Here is a 19,511-nt window from a genome sequence, read left to right as displayed (position 1 = left end):
GACACACATGACGGTGATCTTCACGCAAGCGTCAACCATGGAGATCACCACCAGCACATCACAGGATGCGACTGATCAGTTACCCAACACTTTCTGAGACGCTGTCTCCGACAGCCTCTGCGATGCCGCGGGCTGGCCTCTGGACGACCGCTACGGTGCGCTTCAGCAGAGGGACGCCGATACATGGACCCAGTTCGCCCAGTACCTCACCAGAAGGGACGGCTTTGATCGTCCCGGCCGCGTACGTGCTGCCGGACCTAGGCCGTGTATCGAAAACAGATCTTGGGATCGTCGATTGGCAGCTGAAAGGTCGCAGTTGCCTGGTCCTCCGGCTCCTGGCCGTCAGCGCCGGTGAACCCGGCGATCCACAGCCATCGCGACCACAACACCACCAGGGCGCGTGGGCACCCCGAGACCGCTGGCGGCCAATCGCCAACGCCGCGGTAGGCGCAGGGGCAGGCGGGTGAATGGCCTAGGCGGGGTGAGGAGGTTACTCGGGGCTGCCTTCGTCTGTAGTGGTCTCGTCGTCGATCAGCCCGTAGGGGGGCCGGTCCTCGTTGCGGCTGTACCGGACCACAACGTTCTCTTCCACGAGCACGGGCGGACTGTTGTCGACGATGATCACCTGGGCACCGGCCCCCTGTTCAGCCAGCCAGCTGGTCAGGTGGCGGTAGAAGTCGTCGATGGCGATCGCGTCTGCGATAACCGCGTCCCGGGTGCCGCCGTGCCCGAGGTTCTTCTGCGGGCTGTCGATCATGAGGAAGCCGGGGTGGGCTGCCGATGTTTCGACGGCCACCTCGAAGACGGCCAGCTGCCAGGCCAGGGTCAGGAGTGTTCGAGCGCCGGATGATGCCTCACGGTAGGAGTCACCGCGTACGTGAGGAACCAGATTCGTGTCGATCATCGGCTGGCTGAGTTTCGGATAGTGCCACTGCCGCAGGAGTTCGCTGTACCGGCCGCTGATTCGGCCGACGACCAGGTCCCGGTCCTGTGCGGCATCTCCCAGCCTGTCGCGTTCCTCCCGCAGACGTTCGATCTGTGCCTCCTGCCGCTCCACGAGCGCGGCGCGCTTCTCCAGGCCAGCCTGAAGCTTCGTCGCGTTCTCGACCTGTTGGAGATGACGGAGGACTTCCTCGCGCCGGCGCTGGAGGTTGTCGCGAGCGGCGAGGAACGGGGTGACGGTGGGCGAAGTGGCTTCGTCGACCGCGGCCGCGGCACGTTCTTCGTCGATGGCGGCGTCTTCTGCCTGGAGCTTCATTGTGGCGAGCGAGCTGTCCAGGCCCTCAACGTATGCAGTGATCTCCTTCAAACGGGCCTTGGTGGCCCTGACCTCGGCCGCGACATCCAGCCGCCCTTCATCCGACGAGTGCTCGGCAGTGGCGCTGCCTAGCGTCAGATGCCCGTCGCTGTGGGGCAGCTCGTGGCTGCACAGACTGCACGAGCCGTTCTCCACCGACGGGGGACCGGGCAGCCGATTCAAGCACGCTGGGCAGGTCGTGACGCTGAGGGGGTCGAACAGGCGTTGTGCTTCGGCCAGCATATTGAGCTTGACGAGGTCGTCTGCGTACTGTGCCCGCAGTGGCATCATCCGGGTGAGTTGCGTCTCGCAGTCACGTACCACGCCGGCGGCTCGCCGGGCGCGCTGGGCAGCTTGCTGGTGCTCGCGGCGCAGACGCCCGGCGAAGGTGGTGCCCGCTTGCGCTGCCTCATCAAGGGCCCGTAGCTGCTCGGTCAGCTCTCGCAGCTCGCCTTCGTACTGCTCAGCGATCAGCGCGCCGACCGTGGGAACGTCCTGCTCGTCGACGAACGCCCGTGCTGCGGCGAGTTCGGAGCGTGCATGGGTGAGTCGGGCGCCCAGTTCCTTGATGCGTTGCCCAAGCTCGACGGCGCGGTCGTCGTGAACGCCGAAGACGACGTCGACCACCTGCTTCAGCTTGTGCTTCTTCATGTAATCGTTCTCGAACAGGAAGTTCTTGGAGGCGATGCGCTCGTTGGGCAGGAACGCGAGGTTCATGAGGTCGCGGATGCTCAGTGGGTCGGTCCGGGACTCACGTTGGGAGGGGGCCTCCCGCAGCTGGACGCCTTCGAGCTTGCAGTGCCCCAGCAGCAGAGCGGAGAGGCTCTCGTGCGCTCCCGCCGGCTCGATGGTCCTGCTCTCGGGCTTGGAGAGCGGCGGGTTGTCCAGCGTCCCCCGGCGTACGTAGGCGACCTTCGACGGCTCCCCGACGGGCCGCTCGATGACGTGCGGTTCGCCGGACAGCTCGACTTCTAGAAGGCAGGAACGGACCTTCCGCAGCACCTCAGGATGCCGTGGATGGCGCTTCCCGCCGAGGCCGTAGGCGATGAATTCCAACACGGCGGTCTTACCCGAGCTGAATGCCCCGGCCACCACGGACAGGTCTCGCACCCGCTGGTCCTGCGTGAAATCGACGTCATAGTTCCGGCCGACGCCAGCAAGGCGCAGCCGCCGGATCCGGATGCCAGGCAGAGGCTGCATGGTGGTCATCCCTCCGAGGGGAGCATGTCAGGTGCCTGCGGTCCCGGACCCAGCACGCTGAGGAGCGCGGCACCGGGCCCGCCCTCTCCATCCGGCCGCAGCCACCGTGCGGTCTGTTCCCGCAGCGCCTTGTCGCTGAGTTTGCGGAGGCGACGCACGACGATGGACGCCGCGGTGGTGAACGACGCGGCGTAGGTGGCGGTGAAGCGAGCCCCGAGTTCCCGACCGTGGTTGCTGATCGAATAGGCGAAGGCGCCGTTGCGGTTGTGGACCTCGCAACACCCGTAAGCCACGAGCAGTCCGAGGTCGTGCTGGATGCGCTCGCGTCGACTGGTGAAGCGCTGCGAGGAGGACGCGTACGAGAGCACCCGCGGATCGAATCCGGCCAGCCTGAGCATGTTGCCCTCCCGGCCGTCAGAATCGACGACGAGGAAGGGATTCGCCGACAGGAAGTCGTAGTAACCGATGCGCTCCAGGCTCGCCCCCTTCGTGTCCTGTCCGGCGACAGCGTCGAGAAGAAGTAGCAGCTGCGCTAGCCGGAAGGTCACCTCGTCCTCCGGCATCATCACCGGCCGGTGTGCTTCCACAGCGAACTCCTCGTAGGTCTGACAGGACAGGCGACGGCGGTCAGCCGTCGGAGTGCTCGGCGGCGATCTGCCGCCAGTGCTTGACCCAGCCCGCCTTGCGGTTGTCCACGAGCCGGTGGACCAGCCCCCAGCTGTGCACCAGCTCCAGTCGGAGCGACTTCGGCAGTTTGTCGTGCTCGTTGCGTACATCCCGCCAGACACGGGGGTGGAGAACGCGAAGCGCGTCCTCGGCCACGCATTCGTTGAACTGCATCTCCCATAGACCGTGGAGCGTCGCATCGGCGGAACTGAGCGCCGCCACCTCCGCCGGAACATCCTTGTGCGCGATCTCGCGAGCCACCAGATCGGCATTGAAGAACTGCCTCTTGGCCGAGTCAAGCTCCACGTTGCCAGCCTCGATCATCTGCCGAATGAACAAGGCGGAGCCAAGGGCGGTTGCCTTGTCGTCCTCGACTTCGAGTACCAGCCGAAGCTGCTCCACGGGGGCGGGGGCGGCCTGCGCGTACGTCTCGTAGAAGCCGCGACGCACGTCGTCGCCCTCGGGGCTAAGCAGCTTCTTCCGGAGGACGGTCTCGTCCCAGAGCTGGATGACGAGGCTGTGTTCCTTCTCCCTCGCCTTCGTCCACGTGTCCCACCATGCCGTCATAGGGCCGTCCATGCTGGAGGGGACGCACAGAATCCAGCTGGCGATGGTGTGGCCGTTCTGGACGGCTGCCTTCAGCACGTTGTTGAGCGAGTCTTTGACCTGCTGCATGTGCTTCTTGGTGGTGACCGGCATGAAGTACTTGGACTGCCAAACTGTGATCGCTCCACCAAGGTTTCCGGCGAAGGCGTCGATACCCCAGTCGCCCGGGTTGGCAGCAACGGACCGTACGTTTGGGGTCGTCGCGGCGGCAAGCTGAACGATCATCGATTCGAAGTCGTCGCGGGCTCCGCCAGGGCTTCCCCCGCGGACTGCGTGCACGTCGAAGCTGATTGGCTGGACACCCGTCGGCACGGCTATCGAGTCAGGCACAACCCACCCCCCTGCACCGGTGGCTGCACACAGGATTCCCCGAGCGTCACACACCGAATCGGCGGAGCCTATCCAACGGCCACTCGTCTGATCAAGAAGTGGAACGCACCGCATCTCAAGCCGTATGCCGTCGGTCAGCCGCCGCCGAGGCCAGACATGCGGCCACCCCGCCTTCGCCCCCTTCGGCAACAACGGCTCCAGCGCCGCCCACCGCTCGTCCGTGAGATCTCCCCGACCAATGAACCATGATCATTCAGAACCCAAGATCTACTTTCGATACACGGCCTAGATCAAGATGAGCGGCTCGAACACCACTGGGCCAGCGGCTTCGGGCTCTGCGGGAGGCCCTCGTTCCCGGCCATCCGCGCACCGAGGAGGTACGGGCCAGGGCTCTGGCCGAGCGCGACACCAAGGGCTGGCACTACGCGCTGACCTTGAACGAGAACGCGGGCGCCCTGGTCGAGATCGCTCGCGCGACCGAGGTGCTCGCGGGCCCGGACCCGGGGTCGTTCCCATTCGCTGCGGGCTGGGGCCACGCTCGCCCGTTCACCCCAGGCCGGTCTCTCCGCGTCGCCCGCGGTCTCGTCGCCCGCGCCCTCAACCGGGGGCGCACCGGATCGACGCGGCGGCCGGGCCCCCTAACCCGAAACCTCCGGCCCCGCCAAATCGCCGTCCCGGCCCGATCATCGTCCTCCCCGTACCGGACTCCGGGCCGGGGAAGACGCTGCCGAGGAGGGTGTGCTGGTGATGCAGTTGGAGCCCGATGTGGCCTTCGGGGCACATCCAGAGTTCGGGGTGGTGGCGGAGACCACGGACGAACGGCCGTTCCTGACCGAAGTCCTCCGCCGTCACCGGTTCGCCTACAACGACCGTCTGCGGATCTGGCAGATTCCGGCAGACACGCCGTTCAACACCGCGCTGCGGCTGGTGGCGTCGGCCTCGCGGGAGTTCCAGGGCACGGGGCTGGCGGTGGTGGCCGATCCGCGGGTGATGCTCCCGCCGGCGGTCCCGGCCGGGGCGCGCGTGCGGGAGCCGTTGCCGGGGTTGTCGCTGACCGCGGTGACCGCCGAACTGGCGGGGCTGGTCAGGGCGGTGGATGTCGCCGACGCCCTGGATCCGGTCCTGGACGAGGACCACGGGGTCTTCGCCGGGCTGGAGGAGGTCTTCGTCTCTGCGGCGGAGTGGTGCGAGCGGCTAGGGACGGAGCACGGGCGAGAGCTGGCCGGGGAGTTGCGGGCCGGTGTGCACCAGGTGGTCACGCTCGGCGAGCGACTCCTCGACGTCCAGCTCTCGCTCGCGGTGATGCCGGGCACCCTCCCGCAGAACGCCCCGGCGCGGCCGGTGGAGCGGTCCGCGGAGTCGGTGGTCGCCCATGCCGAGCGTGCCCGTGCCGCCGTCGCCGCCTCTCCCCGCCACCCGCTCACCTCAGCGCCGCCCGTCGGCACGGCCTTCCGGGCCCAACCCGTGACGCCGCCGTCCGTCGGCCGGGCCCGGTAACCCTCCTTCCCTCTTCCGTTCGTCTCGTTTCGAGGAGCACGTTCATGGCCGTCAAGACCGTCTGGCCCGTCGACCACGCCTGCGGGCACAGCATCGACGCCGACCTCTCCGCCCGTCCGGCCGATCAGCGGGCGGGGTACGCCCGTTGGCTTGCCGGGCGGGACTGCACCGCTTGTTGGCAGGCCACCCGCAACGTCGATGCCGAGGCCACCGCCTCCTGGCTGGCCGGGCAGCGGGCCGCCGAGGCGGAGGCGGCGGGGGAGTGGGAGGAGGCGTTCCGGATGCCGCCGCTGGAGGGCGGCGAGCGGGCGGTCGCCTGGGGTGCGCGGTGCCGCCACCAGCTCGTCACCGCCGCGTACGCCGCCCTTGTCACCGAAGGTGAGATGGCCGAGACGGAGTGGGCGGAGCTGGAGGACGCGGTGCGGCCGGTGACACGCGCCGGTTGGTGGATCGACCAGCGCGAGGCAGACCCGGCCGATCTCCCGGAGCTGCTGGCCGCCGCCACTGGCACTGACCGACCCACCGAGAACCCCCACTTCTGACCCCGCCCTTCACCACATGGAGCCCTTGATGTCCGACGCCGAGCAGCCGCATATGGTGATCGTCCGCGAGCGGGGCGGCAACGTCGCCGCCATCCCCCGCGGAGGCTTCCGGCGGGCCGAGCACGACGCCCTAGCCGAGCAGATGCTGCGGCACGCCGGGTTCGTCGACGACCACAGCCCGCTCACCCGGCAGTACCGGCTGGACCGGGACATGGGCCGGGAGCACGAGAACCGACAGGCCACCTCGGCGGCGTGGATGCTCACCGCAGCCGGTTTCCGGGTTGACCTCGACCCCACCCTCGACACCGACCGGCTCACCACCCCCTCCGACCCGGGCGGCTGGCGCATCCTCGGGCAGCAGCTCCTGCGGCTCACCGACCGGCTCAACGGCGCCAAGTCCCCTGCCGAGGCTGCGAACACCACCGAGCACGTCCTGGACCCGGTCGACGGGGTCCTGGTGCGGCTGTCGGAGTTCTTCGAGGCGGCGGTCGACCAGGCCCGGGAGCCCGGAACCGACGAGGGCTGGCAGCTGGCCGACCGGTTCGAGACGGCCGCCACGACCCTCTTCGCCCTCGGCGAAGGCCTCGACGGCGTCACCACCGAACTGCGGGCCCTCGGTGAGAACGAGCCGACCACCGCCCCGGCGTTGGAGTTTCAGGAGGCGGCTTGCGCCCAGTCACCTTCCCTCACCGGTCGGGCCGTTGCCCCCTCACCCGCCACCCCGACAGCCCAGGCAACGTCCGCCTCCCTGGACCAGCGTCGGACCCGGTGACCAACCCTCGTCCCTCTGACAGGTTCCTACGTGTCCTTCCCCAGCCGGGCCAACCGGAACGCTGCGGACACCACTGCGTCCACCCGCGCCCCCGCCGTTGCGGAGCCAACCACGCCCGCGGCGGTCCGCCCAGCCGTCACCGTGTCCCTTCCTCTTCCGATTCCCGCCCGCCACTGAAGGAATCCGTCGTGTTTGCGATCACCAGAGCCCCGGGTCGTCCCGCCCCGCCCGTCCGCCCACTCCACCTGGGACCGCTCTGTGTCTTCTCCTCGTCCGCCCTCGGCCACCACCGGGACCGACTTCCTGCTCTATTTGGTGCTTGGCGCCGCCGCGCTCGGGATGGGGGCCGGGTTCCTGGCCTGGCTGTTCGGCAACCTCGCCAACGCCGCCGTCGGCACCGGGGCCTGGGTCCCGTACGACCCCGCTGCCGCTCTGCTCCATCCCGAGGAAGTGTGGCCGGGCCTGCCCAATGCGGCGCTGGTCGCCGGGTGCCGGGTACTGCCCACCCTCGCCCTGGTCACCGGCGGGTTCGTCGGCTCGAAGCTCTGGTTGCGCTGGCGCGGCGGCACCAGCGGCCTGGCCACCGCCCGGGACCTCGCGGTGCTGCTGCCGAAGGAGAGCGCGGCGAAGGCGATCGGGCTGCGGCCGAGTCTGAAGGGCACGGCCCCGAAAGACGTTCCGCCGGACGGCCGGGGTGTCCTGCTCGGCACCCTGAAGCCAGGGCGGGCGGAGGTACGGTCGTCGTGGGAGGACGTGCTGCTGGCGATCATGGCTCCGCGTTCCGGGAAGACGTCCGGTCTGGCGATCCCGGCAATCCTGCGGGCCCCCGGTCCGGTGCTGCTGACCTCGAACAAGGCAGCGAACGACGCGTTCACCGCCACCGCCACGGCGCGGGCCGGGGTAGGCACCGTGTGGACGCTGGACCCGCAGCAGATCGCCCACGCGCCCCGGGAGATGTGGTGGGACGTCCTTGCCGACGCCCACGACTTGGCCGGGGCCCGGCGGCTCGCGGGCCACTTCGTGACCGCCTCGGTGGACGAGTCGTCCGCGGGGGACTTCTGGTCGACGGCTGCCGCGAACACGCTGACCGCGCTGTTCCTGGCGGCGGCGAACGACGGGCGGCCGATCACGGATGTCTTGGCCTGGCTCGCCTCGCCCGCCGACCGCACCCCCGTCGATCTCCTGCACGACGCCGGGCTGGACGCGGTCGCCGCGCAGCTCCAGGGCACCGTGGCCGGCGCGGTCGAGACCCGCGACGGGATCTATGAGACGGCGCGGCAGTACGCGAGCTGCCTCCTCGATCCGGAGATCGCTGCCTGGGTGACTCCGCCCTGCCGGTCAGAGAAGGTCGCTGAGTTCCGCCCGGAGGCGTTCGCCACCAGCCGCGACACGTTGTTCCTATTGTCGAAGGACGGCGGTGGGTCCGCGTCGGCGATCATCGCGGCAGCGGCTGACGCGATGATGCGGGCGGCGGTGATCCAGGCCGAGCGCGACGGCGGACGTCTTGACGCGCCCCTGCTGGCGATCCTCGATGAGGCCGCCAACGTGTGCAAAATCAAAGACCTCCCGGACTTGTACTCCCACTTGGGGTCCCGGGGTGTGATCCCCGTGACCATCCTTCAGAGTTACCGGCAGGGGGTGCGGGTCTGGGGCGAGAGCGGGATGGACGCCCTGTGGTCCGCGGCGACGGTCAAGCTGATCGGCTCCGGTATCGATGACGCGGACTTCGCCGACAAGCTCTCGCGCTTGGTCGGCGATCACGACGTGCGCACGGTGTCGGTGTCCACGAGCGAGTCGGGCAAGTCGACGTCGGTGTCGATGCGGCAGGAGCGGGTACTGCCTGCGGACGCGATCCGCGCGCTCCCGAAGGGATCGGCGCTGCTGCTGGCCACCGGTATCCGGCCGGCGCTGCTGGATCTGAAGCCCTGGTACAAGGAGCCGGACGCCGCCCGGCACGGCGCGGCGTCCGCAGCGGCGACGGCGGCGATCACTGAGCGCGCCCTCGCCAAGGCCCTCGGCCGCAGCGACCTCGGGCCCGCCGCATGATCCTCCTCTTCTTCTCCGGCTGGTGCAGACGGACTTCCCGCACCCGCCCCCGTTCCCTTCGTTTCCTGGAGTCCTCGTGCCCTCCCCCTCCTCCCGTTCCGGCCGGCTGGGCGACGCCCCGGTCGTACGTCGCAGCGGCGAGTGGTGGCTCACCACCGCCGTCCTCTCCCTGCGGGTCGATGACCCCGTGTTCGTCGAGGATCTGGACCGGTTCGCCGCCGACCTCGCCGACGCCCAGCAGGCCATCGCCGCCCTCCGCTCCGCCGGGAGCCTGGCGTGAACCCGCTCCAACGCGCCGAGCAGGCCGTTCTCGGTGCCGTGTTTCTCGACCCCGGCCAGCTCGAACGGCTCTCCCCGTGGCTGCGGCCCGAGCACTTCCACCGGCCCGCCCACCAGGCCCTCTTCGCCTCGGCCCTCACCTTGCGCGACCGCGGCCACCCGGGGAGCACGGCGGCGCTGGGGGCGGTGCCCGTGTCGTGGGTCGCGGACACGGTGACCGAGGCCGGCACCCGTACCCGGGGCGTGACGGCCTCATACGCGCACCAGCTCGTCGGCGCCTGCCCCCGCCCGGAACACGCGGTGGTGTACGGGCGGATGGTGCTGGAGGGCGCCATCCACCGCACGGTCGCCGAGCACGCCGTCCGTCTCCACCAAGCTGCCCGCGCCGACACCGTCCGTGGCAACACTGAGGAAACCCTCGTCCGCGCCAACGCCCTCGCCGGTCTACTGACGGATCTCGCCCGCCGCTGGGGCGCCAGCCCCCGCCCCGTCCCACCCATGACCCAGCACGAACCGGCCTCCCGGGCGACCGCGGTGGTGGACGCGGACGAGGAGTTCCTGCTGGCCTGCCTCACCGCGCGCCCGGACCAGCTCGACGCCGTCGTCGGCTGGCTCCGCCCCTCGGACTTCGGCGGCCCGGGGCATCAGCAGCTCTATCGGGCGCTCGGGGCCCTGCACCACCGGGGCGAACCCGTCGACCAGCTCACCGTGCTGTGGGAGGTCCAGCGGCGCGGCGCTCTCACCAACGGTGTCCTCGACGCCGAGCGGGTCCTCACGGTCTGCGACCCGCTGGCGGTCGCCGGGGCAGCTGAGCACTTCGGCGAACAGGTCCTCAGGGCCGCCCTGGTGCGCACGGCGGCCGAGAGCGCCCGGCAGATCCGGGTCCTGGCCGAGGACGCGGCGCTGCCCGCCGGGCGGCTGATCGGGCACGCCCTGCACGTCCTCGGCCCGCTGGACGAGGTCCGCCAACGGTGGCACACCGCCCGCACCGGCTCCGCGCCCGACAAGCCCTCGCCGCCGGCACCGGGACGGTCGTCGCCCGGCCGCGCGGAGGCGGCCCGTGCCCGCAGCTGCCCCCGCCGCAACTCAGCTCCGACTCCGGCCGCTCCGATCCCTGCCGCTGCCTCCCGTACGCCCCGCCGGAGCCCTCTATGACGAACCATCTCGCCGGCCGTGCCTGGCTGGAGCAGGACGACCTGTACGACGCCGCCCGCCCGTTGGACCACCTCGGCCGGAAGATCATCGTCCCCTCGTCACCCGCCGAGCCGCCCGATCTCGTCATCGCGTCCCCCAGCTCAGCGCGCTGAGCGGACTGGCCAACGATCTGTCCGACGAGGTCTGGCCGCGGGCGTCGGACGAGGACCCGGGCTCGCTCTGGGTCCCGTCATCCACGCGTTCACGGCAGGGGCCGTGCACGCAGGCCAGGCCCTGGGCAACTTCACCGAGGCGTACCACCAACTCGGCTTCCTCCGCCGTCATGCCGAGGCCCGGGGCGACAGGAACCCAGACGATGCCCGGGAGAACGCGTTCCGGGTGATCCAGGAGCGCCTGCAGGGCCTCCCGCCCGGCTGGGTCACCACCACCTCGGGCCTGGGCCGTCCCGCACAGCTCACCGTGCTCGGCAACGGCGTCGTCCCCCAACAGGCCGCCCACGCAGTCGAACTGCTCGCCCCGCCCACGGAGCGGGGTGAAACCCGCTTCTACCCCGGGATTCCCGGCCGGGCCAAACCGGGATTCCTCCGGACCATCGGCAGCCCAACTCCCTTCCGATCCGCGAAATGTGAGGGCTGCAGATGTCCGAACCACTCCCCGACGAGCCGATGCGCGTCGCGGACCACGACCTGAACGACCTGGTCTCCACCGTGAACCGGCTCGTCGCCGAAACCCACCGGCAGAACGAGAACATCGCCCGCCTCGCCGGAGAGGACGAGGAAAACGCCTTCAGTGAGGCCGACCGGACCGGCGCCGACGGCGGCCCGGCCGAGCCGGAAGGGCCGTCCTCGGTCTTCATCCTGGCGCTGCCTGGCCAGGCGTACGAGGAGGAACTCGCGGCGCTGGGAACGTGGGTGGAGCGGCTGCTGCTGCCGGTATACGGCCGAGAGATCACCACCGGCCGCCCCTGGTGCTTCCAGTGGCGCGAGCACCCCGAGGCCACTGCCCGCCTCCACGGCCTGTGGCTGGCCTGGCAGCAGTTCACCGACACAGAGGCGGGCCTTGCCGGTCCGGCGACCTGGCACCGCGACCACCTCGACCCGACCTGGCTCCAGCTCCGCGCCCCTGACGGCCCCTTCGGCGCATGTACCACCAGCCCGTCCCGGCCCAGCCACCGGCTGCTGCCCGCGCCCGGGGCCGAGGTGAGCTGACATGGCCACCAGCTCTACGCCGGACTACCGGCTCGACGGCTTCACCGCCGTCAACGAGGAGGTCGCGGACTATTTCTTCCGCGTGACGCTCGACGAGCACTCGTTCGTGCCCATGGCCGATCACCACACCGCGGACGGCCGCGACAGCTACCTCCTGTACCACGACCCGACGTACATCTACGACGTCCCCGGCACCGCCTCGTTCGTCGCGGTGCACCTCACCCGCGACATCGAGCAGCGCACCTACCAGTTCGCCCTGGAGAAGCACCCCTTGGCACCGCTGGCGCAGCACTGGCTCATCAACCGGGGCTGCCCGCCCGAGGGCATTGAGCTGTCGAACCCCAACGGTCCGCGTCCTGCCGACGCGCTCACCGCCCGGCTGGAGGACCGTCTGCGGGCGAATCCCGAAGGCCGGTACGAGGTCATCGACCACTACACCGGGGAGCCTGGCGACTTCGACACCGGGATGGAGACCTGGGTCATCGTCCACGACACGCACCCCGACTCGGCCGGCACGCCTTATCGGGTCTTCCTCGAAGAGATCGCGCCGAGCCTGCGCACCTACACCTTGCGCGAAGGGGCGTTCCCCACCGCCGAGGCCGCCGGGGACTGGACCTGGAACACCGACAGGCCGCTGCCGCCGGCTCCTGAGCCTCTCACGGCACGGTCCGAGGCAGCGCGCTCCCGCTCGCCACATGCCCCGACACGGCTCGCCGTTCCCCCTGCCCCGGTGATCCCACCCCGATCCGTCGTCAAGGCCGGGGCCGTCCCCGCCCGACGGGGGTTGTCGTGAAAAGCGCCCGCTTCGGGTTCGCCGCGCACCCGGAGGCGCTTGAGGATCTGCGGTCCGTGCCGGACAGGGTCCGGGATCTGGCCCTGCTGGAACTCCAGCACCTGGTCCACGGCAACGAGCGCGGCGCCGCGATGCACCGGGAGCTGGCCGGCTGCCACAAGGTCTACGTCGACCCGCAGACCCGGTGGCGGATGGTGATCCAGTTCCGCGACTCCCCGCACACCTCGCAGCACCGGCGGGAGATCTTCCTGGTCGCGGTGGGCGAGCGGTACGACAACACGGTCTACCGCACCGCCGCCGACCGACTCCGCCGGGAAACCGCCGCCGGGGCGCCGGACCAGCGGGCAGAGGCAGCGCGCTCCCGTTCTCCGCACATGCGTACCGCCGACACCCAGTCACCCCAGGCTGCCGCGCCGAGCGCGGCGCCCGCACCGGCCGACCGGCGCCGGTCCCGTTCCTGAACCGCCCTTCCCCACCTCCGGAGTTGTTGTGCACAGCACCCCGCCGCCCGGCCTCGGTACCCGTCTCGTCCGCGAGACGCTCGGCGCCGACTCGGCTGCCCATCTCCTCGGCCGCCATCCCTTCCTCAGCCCCTACGGCCAGCTCACCGCCCTGATCGCGGACGCGACATTCAAGGTGGACGACCTCGACCAGCGCATCCAGGAACGGACTGCACACGTCGCCCGGGAGCTGAACTCCGTCCGCGGCGGCCAGAGCGCCGCCACCCTCGGGACGACCAGCACCGAGATCGCCCTGTTGTCCGCCCGCCGAGACCAGAGCGCCGAACATCTGCGGACCATGGCCGGTGCCTACCGCCGTTCCCTCGCCAACGACACGGGGCCCGTCCCCGCACAGCGGCTCGGGCAGGTGTCCCGGGCCTGTGCCGCTGTCTCCCGTCCTCCCGGCGGCCCTCTTCCGGCCGTGCCCCCGGTCCCGCCGGTCACCGGCCTCCCCGCCACCGCCATCCGTCGCACCCGCTGACCCGGAAGGTTCCCTGTGCCCACCCTGCGTACCGCCCTCGCCGGGCGGACCGAATCCGTTGACCACACCCTGACCGTGCTCACCCCCCGCTGGACCACCTGGACCCTGGCAGACCCTGCGCCGGCAGGAGTCGATGCGGGCAGCGGAGATAGGGGCGGCCATGCCGTGGAACAGCTACCCGGCCACGATCCAGATCCTCAACCGCATGCACAACCAAGGGCTCGTGCAGCGGCTCGGCCACGGGACGTACGGGATCACGGCCGCCGGGCTGGCGACCGAACCTGTCCACCGCGCTCTCGCCGACTGGCACCACCAGCACTTCACCACGGTCACCGCCGACGCGGAACGCGCCGAGGACGTCCTCGCCCGGCTCCGCCCCGCCGGAACCACCGCGACCCTCGCCGCACTGGACCGGCACGGCTCGCTCACCTACCCCGAAGTCGTCGAGACGACCGGACTCCACCCCAGCTCGGCCCACACCCGCCTCGCACGCCTGGAGCGCGACGGCCTCATCCTCCGGGACTCCCCGGGGCGGGGTGCCCGGTACGGGGTGAGCCCGGCGGCCGAGCAGCTCGGCGACGTGTACGCGGTCCTGGCCTCCTGGACCCCCGGCGCCGCAGACCCGGGGGCGGCTCCGGCCCGGCCGGTCCTCGTCCGGCCGCAGGCCGCGAGCAACGAATGGGCGACCGTCGCCGTCCAGCGCGCCCCTGCCACGACGGCGGTCCCGGGGCTGTTCTCGCACCCGCCTTCAGCCCAGCCCCCGGTACCGGCCGCCGTCACCGCGATCTCCCGTCCACCCCGCACCCGCTGACCACCCCGCCCCCGAGGAACGGAGCCCCGCCATGCCTGCTGCCGAAGAGATCGACGGGGACGTTTACGTCTCCCCGGTCTACCTCGCAGGATCCTCCTACACCGGTGACCCGGCCCTGCGGCCCCTGTTGGAGGCGGGGTTCACCATGGTCAATGACGACCTGGCCAATGCGTACCTGGCCTCTTCGGACCAGAAGGTCCAGGTCGGGTGGCTGCCCGAGGGTGAGGACGGCTGCCTGTGGCGGATCACCGGTCACGAGCGGCCGTTCACCCCACCCCGGTGGCTGGCCACCTTCGACCACTACACCCCCGTCGAGGTGGTCGCCGCGTTCACCACTGCCCTCGCCGAAGACGACGCCAGGGGGAACCACGCCTCCGTCCACGGGCGCCCCGGTGGCTCGAAGGCGGATCCGTTCCTCGCGCTGATGGAGGCGGGCTGGCGGGTCACCCACGGGCCCTACGTCAGCTCCAGCCAGCCCCCGGACCGGCTCGCGCTGGTCAGCTACAGCCACGGGCGGATGAACCACTTCGACGAGATCAACGACCAGCGCTCCCGGTGGACCATCGGCGGCGGCGCATCCGGCTACTCCTCCGAGTGGCTCGACACCTTCACCACGAACACCCCGACCCACCTGATCACGGCCACCATGAGCCGGCTGGCCGACCCCACCCCCGTCGCCCGCTACAAGGTCTCCCTCCCCGAGCGCAACCGCGGTGCGGCCCGCATCACGCCGGTCAAGCCACCGGTCCCCAGCCCCCTGGACATCCAGCGCGCGGCGGTCGCCCGGTCCCGCTCGAACGTGGCCCGAACGGTGATCCCCTCACCGGCCCTCGTGTACCAGACGGCGACCGCGGCCACCGCGTCGACCCGGCGCCGCTGACCGGGCCGATCCTCCATGAACACCCCGCCTCCGCCGCCCGGTGGTCCGCCAATCCCGCTCCAGCCAGCGGTTTGGGCGACCGATCCCGAGCTGACCGGGCGTCTGCGCCGCGCGACCCAGACCCTCCTGGACTCCCTGCCCACGGTCATGGAGGACGGCCTGCCCTTCACCGACGCGCTCCACGGCGGCGCCCAACATGTCTGCGACGCGGCCGAACTCGACTACGCCTGGGCCCCGATGATCGAGGCCGAAGCCGTCCGGGCGGTGCCCCAGGAAGCCGGCCACAGCGAGCTGGCCCTGTTCACCGCGGACCTGCCCCGGGCCGTCGAGCGCGTCGAGTCCCTGCCCCTGGCCTACCAGCAACGGCTCGTCCAACGGGTCGCCGACCGCTACGCCGAACCCGATCGGAACCCTCCGCGGAGCGTGGTGGCGACCACCGCCTCCCCAGCCCGGGGTACCATGCGGCCCCGGCACCCGGCCGGGCCGAACTTCCTCCCCTTCGCTGAGCGCACTCAGGGCCCGCCACCCCGTTCACCCGGCCGCTGACCGTGGCCCCATCCCTCGGGAAGGACTCCCCGTGGTCCCAGCGCACGGCCCTGGCCACCGCCGATACCGTCATTGAGGCCGCCTGGCAGCGGCCCGTCGACGCCCTTCAGACCCTTCTGCGCGAACGCCGCACCGCCGATCCGACCCTGCTTACGGTGTTGCGGTCTAGTTGTACCGGGAGTCCGACATCACGGTGGCGCCCATTACGGTGTCGCAGGGCCACCGGCCGCCGTTGCAGCCGGTACACGTCGGCGACGTGCGGTTGCTCGGTGCGTGCTCGGCCAACTGCTTCGCCGCCACCCCAAGCGCCCACTGCTCTCCGTCAGGCAGGCTGCGGTCTGTCTGGTTGGCAGCGCGCTTCACCGCGGCGTCGTACAAAGCCAGTTGCTGGCGCAGGTCGTCGCTCATGAGGAGCGACCTTATCGTGATCCAGGCCCGCAAGGACGAGGCGAGCGACGGGCGTTCGATCCGTTCGAGATTGCTCCGTACGTGGTCCTAAGGAAATGCCCTCCGCCACAATCCACGATCACTAGCGTGAGAGTCCCTACCTGCTCGACGGCTTCCGGGCCGGAAATGAGACGACGCACGTGAGCAACATCCCCTCCCGCCGACGTGAGCGTTGGAGCAGCATCGCACCAGCCGTCCGCCGCACCTTCCCGGCGATCCCTGTCGGATTCGCCGGCCTCGGCGGAGGGATTTACCTCGACAGCACCGACTTCTGGTCCAACCATGCCTTCCTCGGCAACCTCGCCGTCAACGTCGCCAGCGCCTGCATCGCCATCCCTCTTGCCCTGTTCGCGCTCGCCTACCTCCAAGGCAAGCAGGCCGAAACGGCCGTCCAAGTCCGCATACGCCGCCGCGCGGCCGCCGCCGCAGCGGAGATGACCGCCACCGTCATGCAGCCCTTCGGGGCCAAGACGCCAAGCGACGTCATTGCCGAACTGAACTCCATCCGCAACCTCAACGCCGAGCTGAAGAGCCTGTGGCACTTCCCCGCCCCTGACGTCGCTGTGCCCCCCGGCCCCATACCCCGACAGAGGTACAGCCCGCTGATCGACGACCGCAACAAGCGCGTGCAGAGCCTTTTCGGTATCAACGTCGGCTTCTCGCCGACCCAGGACGAGACGTGGATGGCGCACGTCCGCGAGCAGTGGGACAACGTCCGCCAGATCCGTTCCGTCGCCATCGAAGTGGGCCTCATCTGGCCACAGGCCGACACCACCGTGACAATCGCTACCGTGATCCAGCGCCTCGGCGCAGGACCTCAGAGCGCTTTCATCGGCTACCCCACGGCGTCTGACAACCCTGAGGTCTGGGACAAGCGACGCGAGGACATGAGGAACGTCGATCGCTGGGTGGACGCCTGCTGCGACCTCATCCAGGCCCTTCCTCAACTAGATCAGACACCGCAGAGCTGATCAACACGTTGTCAGTCGTTGTTTGTGTCCACGATGTTGAGGCACTCCACTCCACTCCGATGGCCGGGGCGAACGCGAAGCTGATTGCGCCCTATTCCGAGCTACCTGTCGTCCGGTTCTGGGACGAGGGGCTGTTCGCCTCGGTGGACGGGCTGCGGTTCGTCGTCCCGGTCCGGACGATCCGGGCGGTGCCGTCGCCGAAGTACTTCGACTTCAAGCGCGCCCCGGTCTCCGGACGGACGCGACGAGTTCCTCAACGGTCAACTCGATCCGGCGACCGTCCGCCATCCGCGCCCGCGCCTCCGACGCCCGCCCGGACGTCGTCGGCCAGCTCCGCATACTCCCGGGCCTCATCCCTGTTGACGCCTCGCCCTTCCCTCTCCCTGTTGACCTGCTTCTGTTCGATCGTGCCGCCCGTGGACAGCGTCCGCGGGCGGCACCTCCCTTCCCACCGCCGGCCTGTCCGGGGCGGGATTCGCCCATGGCAGACACCAACCCGCCCGAACGGACTGGAACACGCCTCCGGACCCATGTTCAAGTACGGGTGTCGGGAAAAATCGCAGGTCAACGAAGGGATGCTCGTACCCGTGACGCACTCCGAACTCCTTCATCCCCGCCCCGCGAAGCTCAGCCCCCTTCACACCCCGGCCGCCCGGGAATGGCCGCGTGGGTGCGGCTGCGCGGGCCCCGTCCTCCCCTTCCTCGAAGCACACGGCTGGACCGTGATCACCGACCCGGACGCCAACGTCCACTGCACCAGCCCCGACGGCGGGATGTACGTCGGGTTCCTCCCCGAGGCCCCTGCCGCCCGCCACGGCGACCTCTGGCACATCCGCACCCTCGACGCCGACGGCGAGCCCATCTGGCAGCAGACCTTCCCCGCCGGGATACCCCCGCAGGCCGTCGCCGGGTTCCTCGCCGCTCCCACCGCCCTCTGCACCCACTGCGCCTGACCCGTATTGGCGTCACCCCGGAGGACTGCCAGTGGCCCACAAGATCACCGTGAACGCGTACCACCCGGACAGCACCGTCTGCCCGCCGGAACACAAGTACACGACCAGCAACAGACCCCTCACCGAAGGCTGCCCCGGCCGCACCGCGTTCTTCGCCACCTGCGCCTGCGGGAACTGGTCCAGCACCGCTTCTCTGTCAAGTCCAGCATGTTGAGCTGAACTCGGGGTTGGCGCTGGCTGCACAGGTGAAAACGAAGAACGAATGTTGGTGAGTGCCAGCATCGCTTCTGGTCTGATGCACCTGGGGATGTCGGTCAGAACCAGGAACGGCTTGAGGTTCAGACACCGATTCGACACATCCACCAGGGGAGGTCTTGGCACGCGAAGGGATTGTTGAGCGTGCGGTCAAGCACGCGTTCGTCTGCGGGACCGATCACCGCGCTCAGCTCGCGTCGCGCGTTGGACCTCAGGGCATGGAGTGTGATCTCCAGCAGGGTGCGAACGTGGTAGTCGCCGTTGAGGAGGTCTGTGTCATCTCGTTCGTAGAACCGATCGAGGTCCTCGTGTGGTCGTCGGACATCCACATTCCAGCGGCGGAACGCGTGTGCCACCTCTCCTGCAGGGAGGCCGCGACGTCGTTCGAAAACGGCGATCTGCCTGTTCGCCGAGGCGGACAGTCCGCGGATCACGGGTGTCCGCCGATGGTGCGCTCGGCGTCGCGGGAGCTGCGCTCTGATCTCGCCCGGTGACCGGCGAGGCATGAACACTTCCAGTGGAAGACGTTGGGTCGCCGACCCTAGAGCTCGTTTGCGACAAAGACCAAGTTTTAAGGGTCGGCTCAGGGGTCAGGGCCCACAGGCCGCGTTCGACGACCCAGCGGCGGAACCGTTTGGCCTTCGGCGTAACTCCCGATCACGGAAGATGCCCCGATGACCGGTGAGAACGTGACCGAAGCCGAGACCGGCGATGCGGCGCAGCAACCGTGCTGAGGCAAGCGGGTGTCAGGGATTGGGTAGAAGTCCTATCGTCGATTCATTGACGTGGTACGGGAGGGGTGGGGGAATTGCTGTCGGAGGCGTTAGCAGCCCTGGCTGCGGCCGGGGGTACGACGGTGGTGCAGGCGGCAGGTACCGACCTGTGGGCGGAGATTCGGCGCCAGGTCGCCGGTTGGTTCGGCCGAGGGGATCGCGAACGAGAACGTGCGGAACTCGAACGTCTGGACCTCAGCGCGGCCGAACTCACCGCTGTGGATGACAGCGATGGTGACGCGGTCGTGGTGCGGGTCCGCCAGGAGGCATTGTGGCAAGCCAGGTTCGAGATGCTCTTGGAGAGCTTGGACGGAGCCGACCGAGAGCAGGCCGTAGCCGCGCTGCGCGTGCTGGCCACCGGCCGGACCACCGGCTCCGCGAGTGATGGAACGGTGTCCGGCAATACCTTTCACGGCCCCACAGCGATCATGACGGGGTCCGACGCCACCCAGCACAACGACTTCCGGCAGGGGGCATGACGGCCCCTGAGTCGGAACCCCGCC

23 protein-coding genes and 1 pseudogene are annotated in these 19,511 nt (G+C 69.8%); 19 read left to right on the top strand and 5 right to left on the bottom strand.

The features are described from left to right. Positions 1-490: 490 nt before the first annotated feature. From ACFV88_RS24035 to ACFV88_RS24025, 3 genes are read right to left on the bottom strand one after another with little or no spacing between them, the layout of a single operon-like run. On the bottom strand, positions 491-2,506 hold the full coding sequence (locus ACFV88_RS24035; RefSeq protein ID WP_385493885.1) for a DNA recombination protein RecN: 2,016 nt from the start codon (positions 2,504-2,506) through the stop codon (positions 491-493). Further along, positions 2,503-3,084, bottom strand: a complete 582-nt coding sequence (locus tag ACFV88_RS24030) for an ABC-three component system middle component 2 (protein WP_385493884.1) — start codon at positions 3,082-3,084, stop codon at positions 2,503-2,505. The genes ACFV88_RS24035 and ACFV88_RS24030 overlap by 4 nt, the downstream gene beginning before the upstream one ends. 40 nt (positions 3,085-3,124) lie before the next feature. Continuing rightward, positions 3,125-4,099, bottom strand: coding sequence for a serine/threonine protein kinase (locus ACFV88_RS24025; protein WP_385493883.1), 975 nt, complete (start codon positions 4,097-4,099; stop codon positions 3,125-3,127). Between the two features lie 747 nt (positions 4,100-4,846). Here ACFV88_RS24025 and ACFV88_RS24020 point away from each other — a divergent pair. From ACFV88_RS24020 to ACFV88_RS23950, 15 genes are all read left to right on the top strand, one after another. Next, complete coding sequence (locus ACFV88_RS24020; RefSeq protein WP_385493896.1) at positions 4,847-5,596, top strand: hypothetical protein; 750 nt, start codon at positions 4,847-4,849, stop codon at positions 5,594-5,596. A 44-nt stretch (positions 5,597-5,640) separates the two neighbouring features. Then, the gene (locus ACFV88_RS24015) at positions 5,641-6,138 is read left to right on the top strand and encodes a hypothetical protein (protein WP_385493882.1); all 498 of its coding nucleotides are present in this window, start codon (positions 5,641-5,643) and stop codon (positions 6,136-6,138) included. A gap of 28 nt (positions 6,139-6,166) precedes the next feature. Further along, entirely contained in the window at positions 6,167-6,910 is a 744-nt protein-coding gene (locus tag ACFV88_RS24010) for a hypothetical protein (RefSeq protein ID WP_385493881.1), read from the top strand. A gap of 258 nt (positions 6,911-7,168) precedes the next feature. Then, a complete protein-coding gene (locus ACFV88_RS24005) occupies positions 7,169-8,956 on the top strand; it encodes a type IV secretory system conjugative DNA transfer family protein (protein ID WP_385493880.1) in 1,788 nt (595 codons plus the stop codon). A 76-nt stretch (positions 8,957-9,032) separates the two neighbouring features. Beyond that, positions 9,033-9,236: a hypothetical protein gene (locus ACFV88_RS24000; protein ID WP_385493879.1), complete on the top strand. Its 204-nt coding sequence runs from the start codon at positions 9,033-9,035 to the stop codon at positions 9,234-9,236. Continuing rightward, a complete protein-coding gene (locus ACFV88_RS23995; RefSeq protein WP_385493878.1) occupies positions 9,233-10,390 on the top strand; it encodes a DnaB-like helicase N-terminal domain-containing protein in 1,158 nt (385 codons plus the stop codon). Before ACFV88_RS24000 ends, ACFV88_RS23995 begins: the two co-directional genes overlap by 4 nt. Further along, a complete protein-coding gene (locus ACFV88_RS23990; RefSeq protein WP_385493876.1) occupies positions 10,387-10,542 on the top strand; it encodes a hypothetical protein in 156 nt (51 codons plus the stop codon). The genes ACFV88_RS23995 and ACFV88_RS23990 overlap by 4 nt, the downstream gene beginning before the upstream one ends. 103 nt (positions 10,543-10,645) lie before the next feature. Continuing rightward, the gene (locus ACFV88_RS23985; protein WP_385493875.1) at positions 10,646-11,080 is read left to right on the top strand and encodes a hypothetical protein; all 435 of its coding nucleotides are present in this window, start codon (positions 10,646-10,648) and stop codon (positions 11,078-11,080) included. Continuing rightward, on the top strand, positions 11,029-11,598 hold the full coding sequence (locus tag ACFV88_RS23980) for a DUF4913 domain-containing protein (protein WP_385493874.1): 570 nt from the start codon (positions 11,029-11,031) through the stop codon (positions 11,596-11,598). The genes ACFV88_RS23985 and ACFV88_RS23980 overlap by 52 nt, the downstream gene beginning before the upstream one ends. A 1-nt stretch (position 11,599) precedes the next feature. Beyond that, complete coding sequence (locus ACFV88_RS23975; protein ID WP_385493873.1) at positions 11,600-12,391, top strand: hypothetical protein; 792 nt, start codon at positions 11,600-11,602, stop codon at positions 12,389-12,391. Continuing rightward, positions 12,388-12,852: a hypothetical protein gene (locus ACFV88_RS23970; RefSeq protein WP_385493871.1), complete on the top strand. Its 465-nt coding sequence runs from the start codon at positions 12,388-12,390 to the stop codon at positions 12,850-12,852. Before ACFV88_RS23975 ends, ACFV88_RS23970 begins: the two co-directional genes overlap by 4 nt. 28 nt (positions 12,853-12,880) lie before the next feature. Beyond that, positions 12,881-13,372 (top strand): hypothetical protein, encoded by a 492-nt coding sequence (locus ACFV88_RS23965; RefSeq protein ID WP_385493870.1) that lies wholly within the window; start codon positions 12,881-12,883, stop codon positions 13,370-13,372. Between the two features lie 133 nt (positions 13,373-13,505). Then, positions 13,506-14,183 carry a winged helix-turn-helix domain-containing protein gene (locus tag ACFV88_RS23960; RefSeq protein ID WP_385493869.1) on the top strand — a complete coding sequence of 226 codons (678 nt, stop codon included), beginning with the start codon at positions 13,506-13,508 and terminating at the stop codon, positions 14,181-14,183. Between the two features lie 31 nt (positions 14,184-14,214). Further along, complete coding sequence (locus ACFV88_RS23955; protein ID WP_385493868.1) at positions 14,215-15,063, top strand: DUF317 domain-containing protein; 849 nt, start codon at positions 14,215-14,217, stop codon at positions 15,061-15,063. Positions 15,064-15,078: 15 nt separating this feature from the next. Beyond that, on the top strand, positions 15,079-15,609 hold the full coding sequence (locus tag ACFV88_RS23950) for a hypothetical protein (RefSeq protein WP_385493867.1): 531 nt from the start codon (positions 15,079-15,081) through the stop codon (positions 15,607-15,609). 165 nt (positions 15,610-15,774) lie between these two features. Here the strand turns inward: ACFV88_RS23950 and ACFV88_RS23945 are convergent, their stop codons facing one another. Beyond that, positions 15,775-16,017, bottom strand: coding sequence for a hypothetical protein (locus ACFV88_RS23945; protein WP_385493866.1), 243 nt, complete (start codon positions 16,015-16,017; stop codon positions 15,775-15,777). A 179-nt stretch (positions 16,018-16,196) separates the two neighbouring features. Here ACFV88_RS23945 and ACFV88_RS23940 point away from each other — a divergent pair, with 179 nt between their 5' ends. From ACFV88_RS23940 to ACFV88_RS23930, 3 genes and pseudogenes are all read left to right on the top strand, one after another. Continuing rightward, positions 16,197-17,027, top strand: coding sequence for a hypothetical protein (locus ACFV88_RS23940; RefSeq protein ID WP_385493864.1), 831 nt, complete (start codon positions 16,197-16,199; stop codon positions 17,025-17,027). Beyond that, positions 16,922-17,239, top strand: a pseudogene (locus ACFV88_RS23935) (Tn3 family transposase); the annotation flags it as partial. The gene ACFV88_RS23940 and the pseudogene ACFV88_RS23935, both read left to right, overlap by 106 nt. 375 nt (positions 17,240-17,614) lie before the next feature. Next, complete coding sequence (locus tag ACFV88_RS23930) at positions 17,615-17,980, top strand: DUF317 domain-containing protein (protein WP_385493863.1); 366 nt, start codon at positions 17,615-17,617, stop codon at positions 17,978-17,980. 338 nt (positions 17,981-18,318) lie between these two features. Here the strand turns inward: ACFV88_RS23930 and ACFV88_RS23925 are convergent, their stop codons facing one another. After that, a complete protein-coding gene (locus ACFV88_RS23925; protein WP_385493862.1) occupies positions 18,319-18,591 on the bottom strand; it encodes a hypothetical protein in 273 nt (90 codons plus the stop codon). Positions 18,592-19,034: 443 nt separating this feature from the next. Here ACFV88_RS23925 and ACFV88_RS23920 point away from each other — a divergent pair, with 443 nt between their 5' ends. Next, positions 19,035-19,487: a hypothetical protein gene (locus tag ACFV88_RS23920; RefSeq protein WP_385493861.1), complete on the top strand. Its 453-nt coding sequence runs from the start codon at positions 19,035-19,037 to the stop codon at positions 19,485-19,487. Positions 19,488-19,511 lie beyond the last annotated feature (24 nt).

The organism is Streptomyces sp. NPDC059816 (assembly GCF_042732055.1).
Taxonomy (GTDB): domain Bacteria; phylum Actinomycetota; class Actinomycetes; order Streptomycetales; family Streptomycetaceae; genus Streptomyces.
This window is presented reverse-complemented; position numbering and strand designations above follow the sequence as displayed.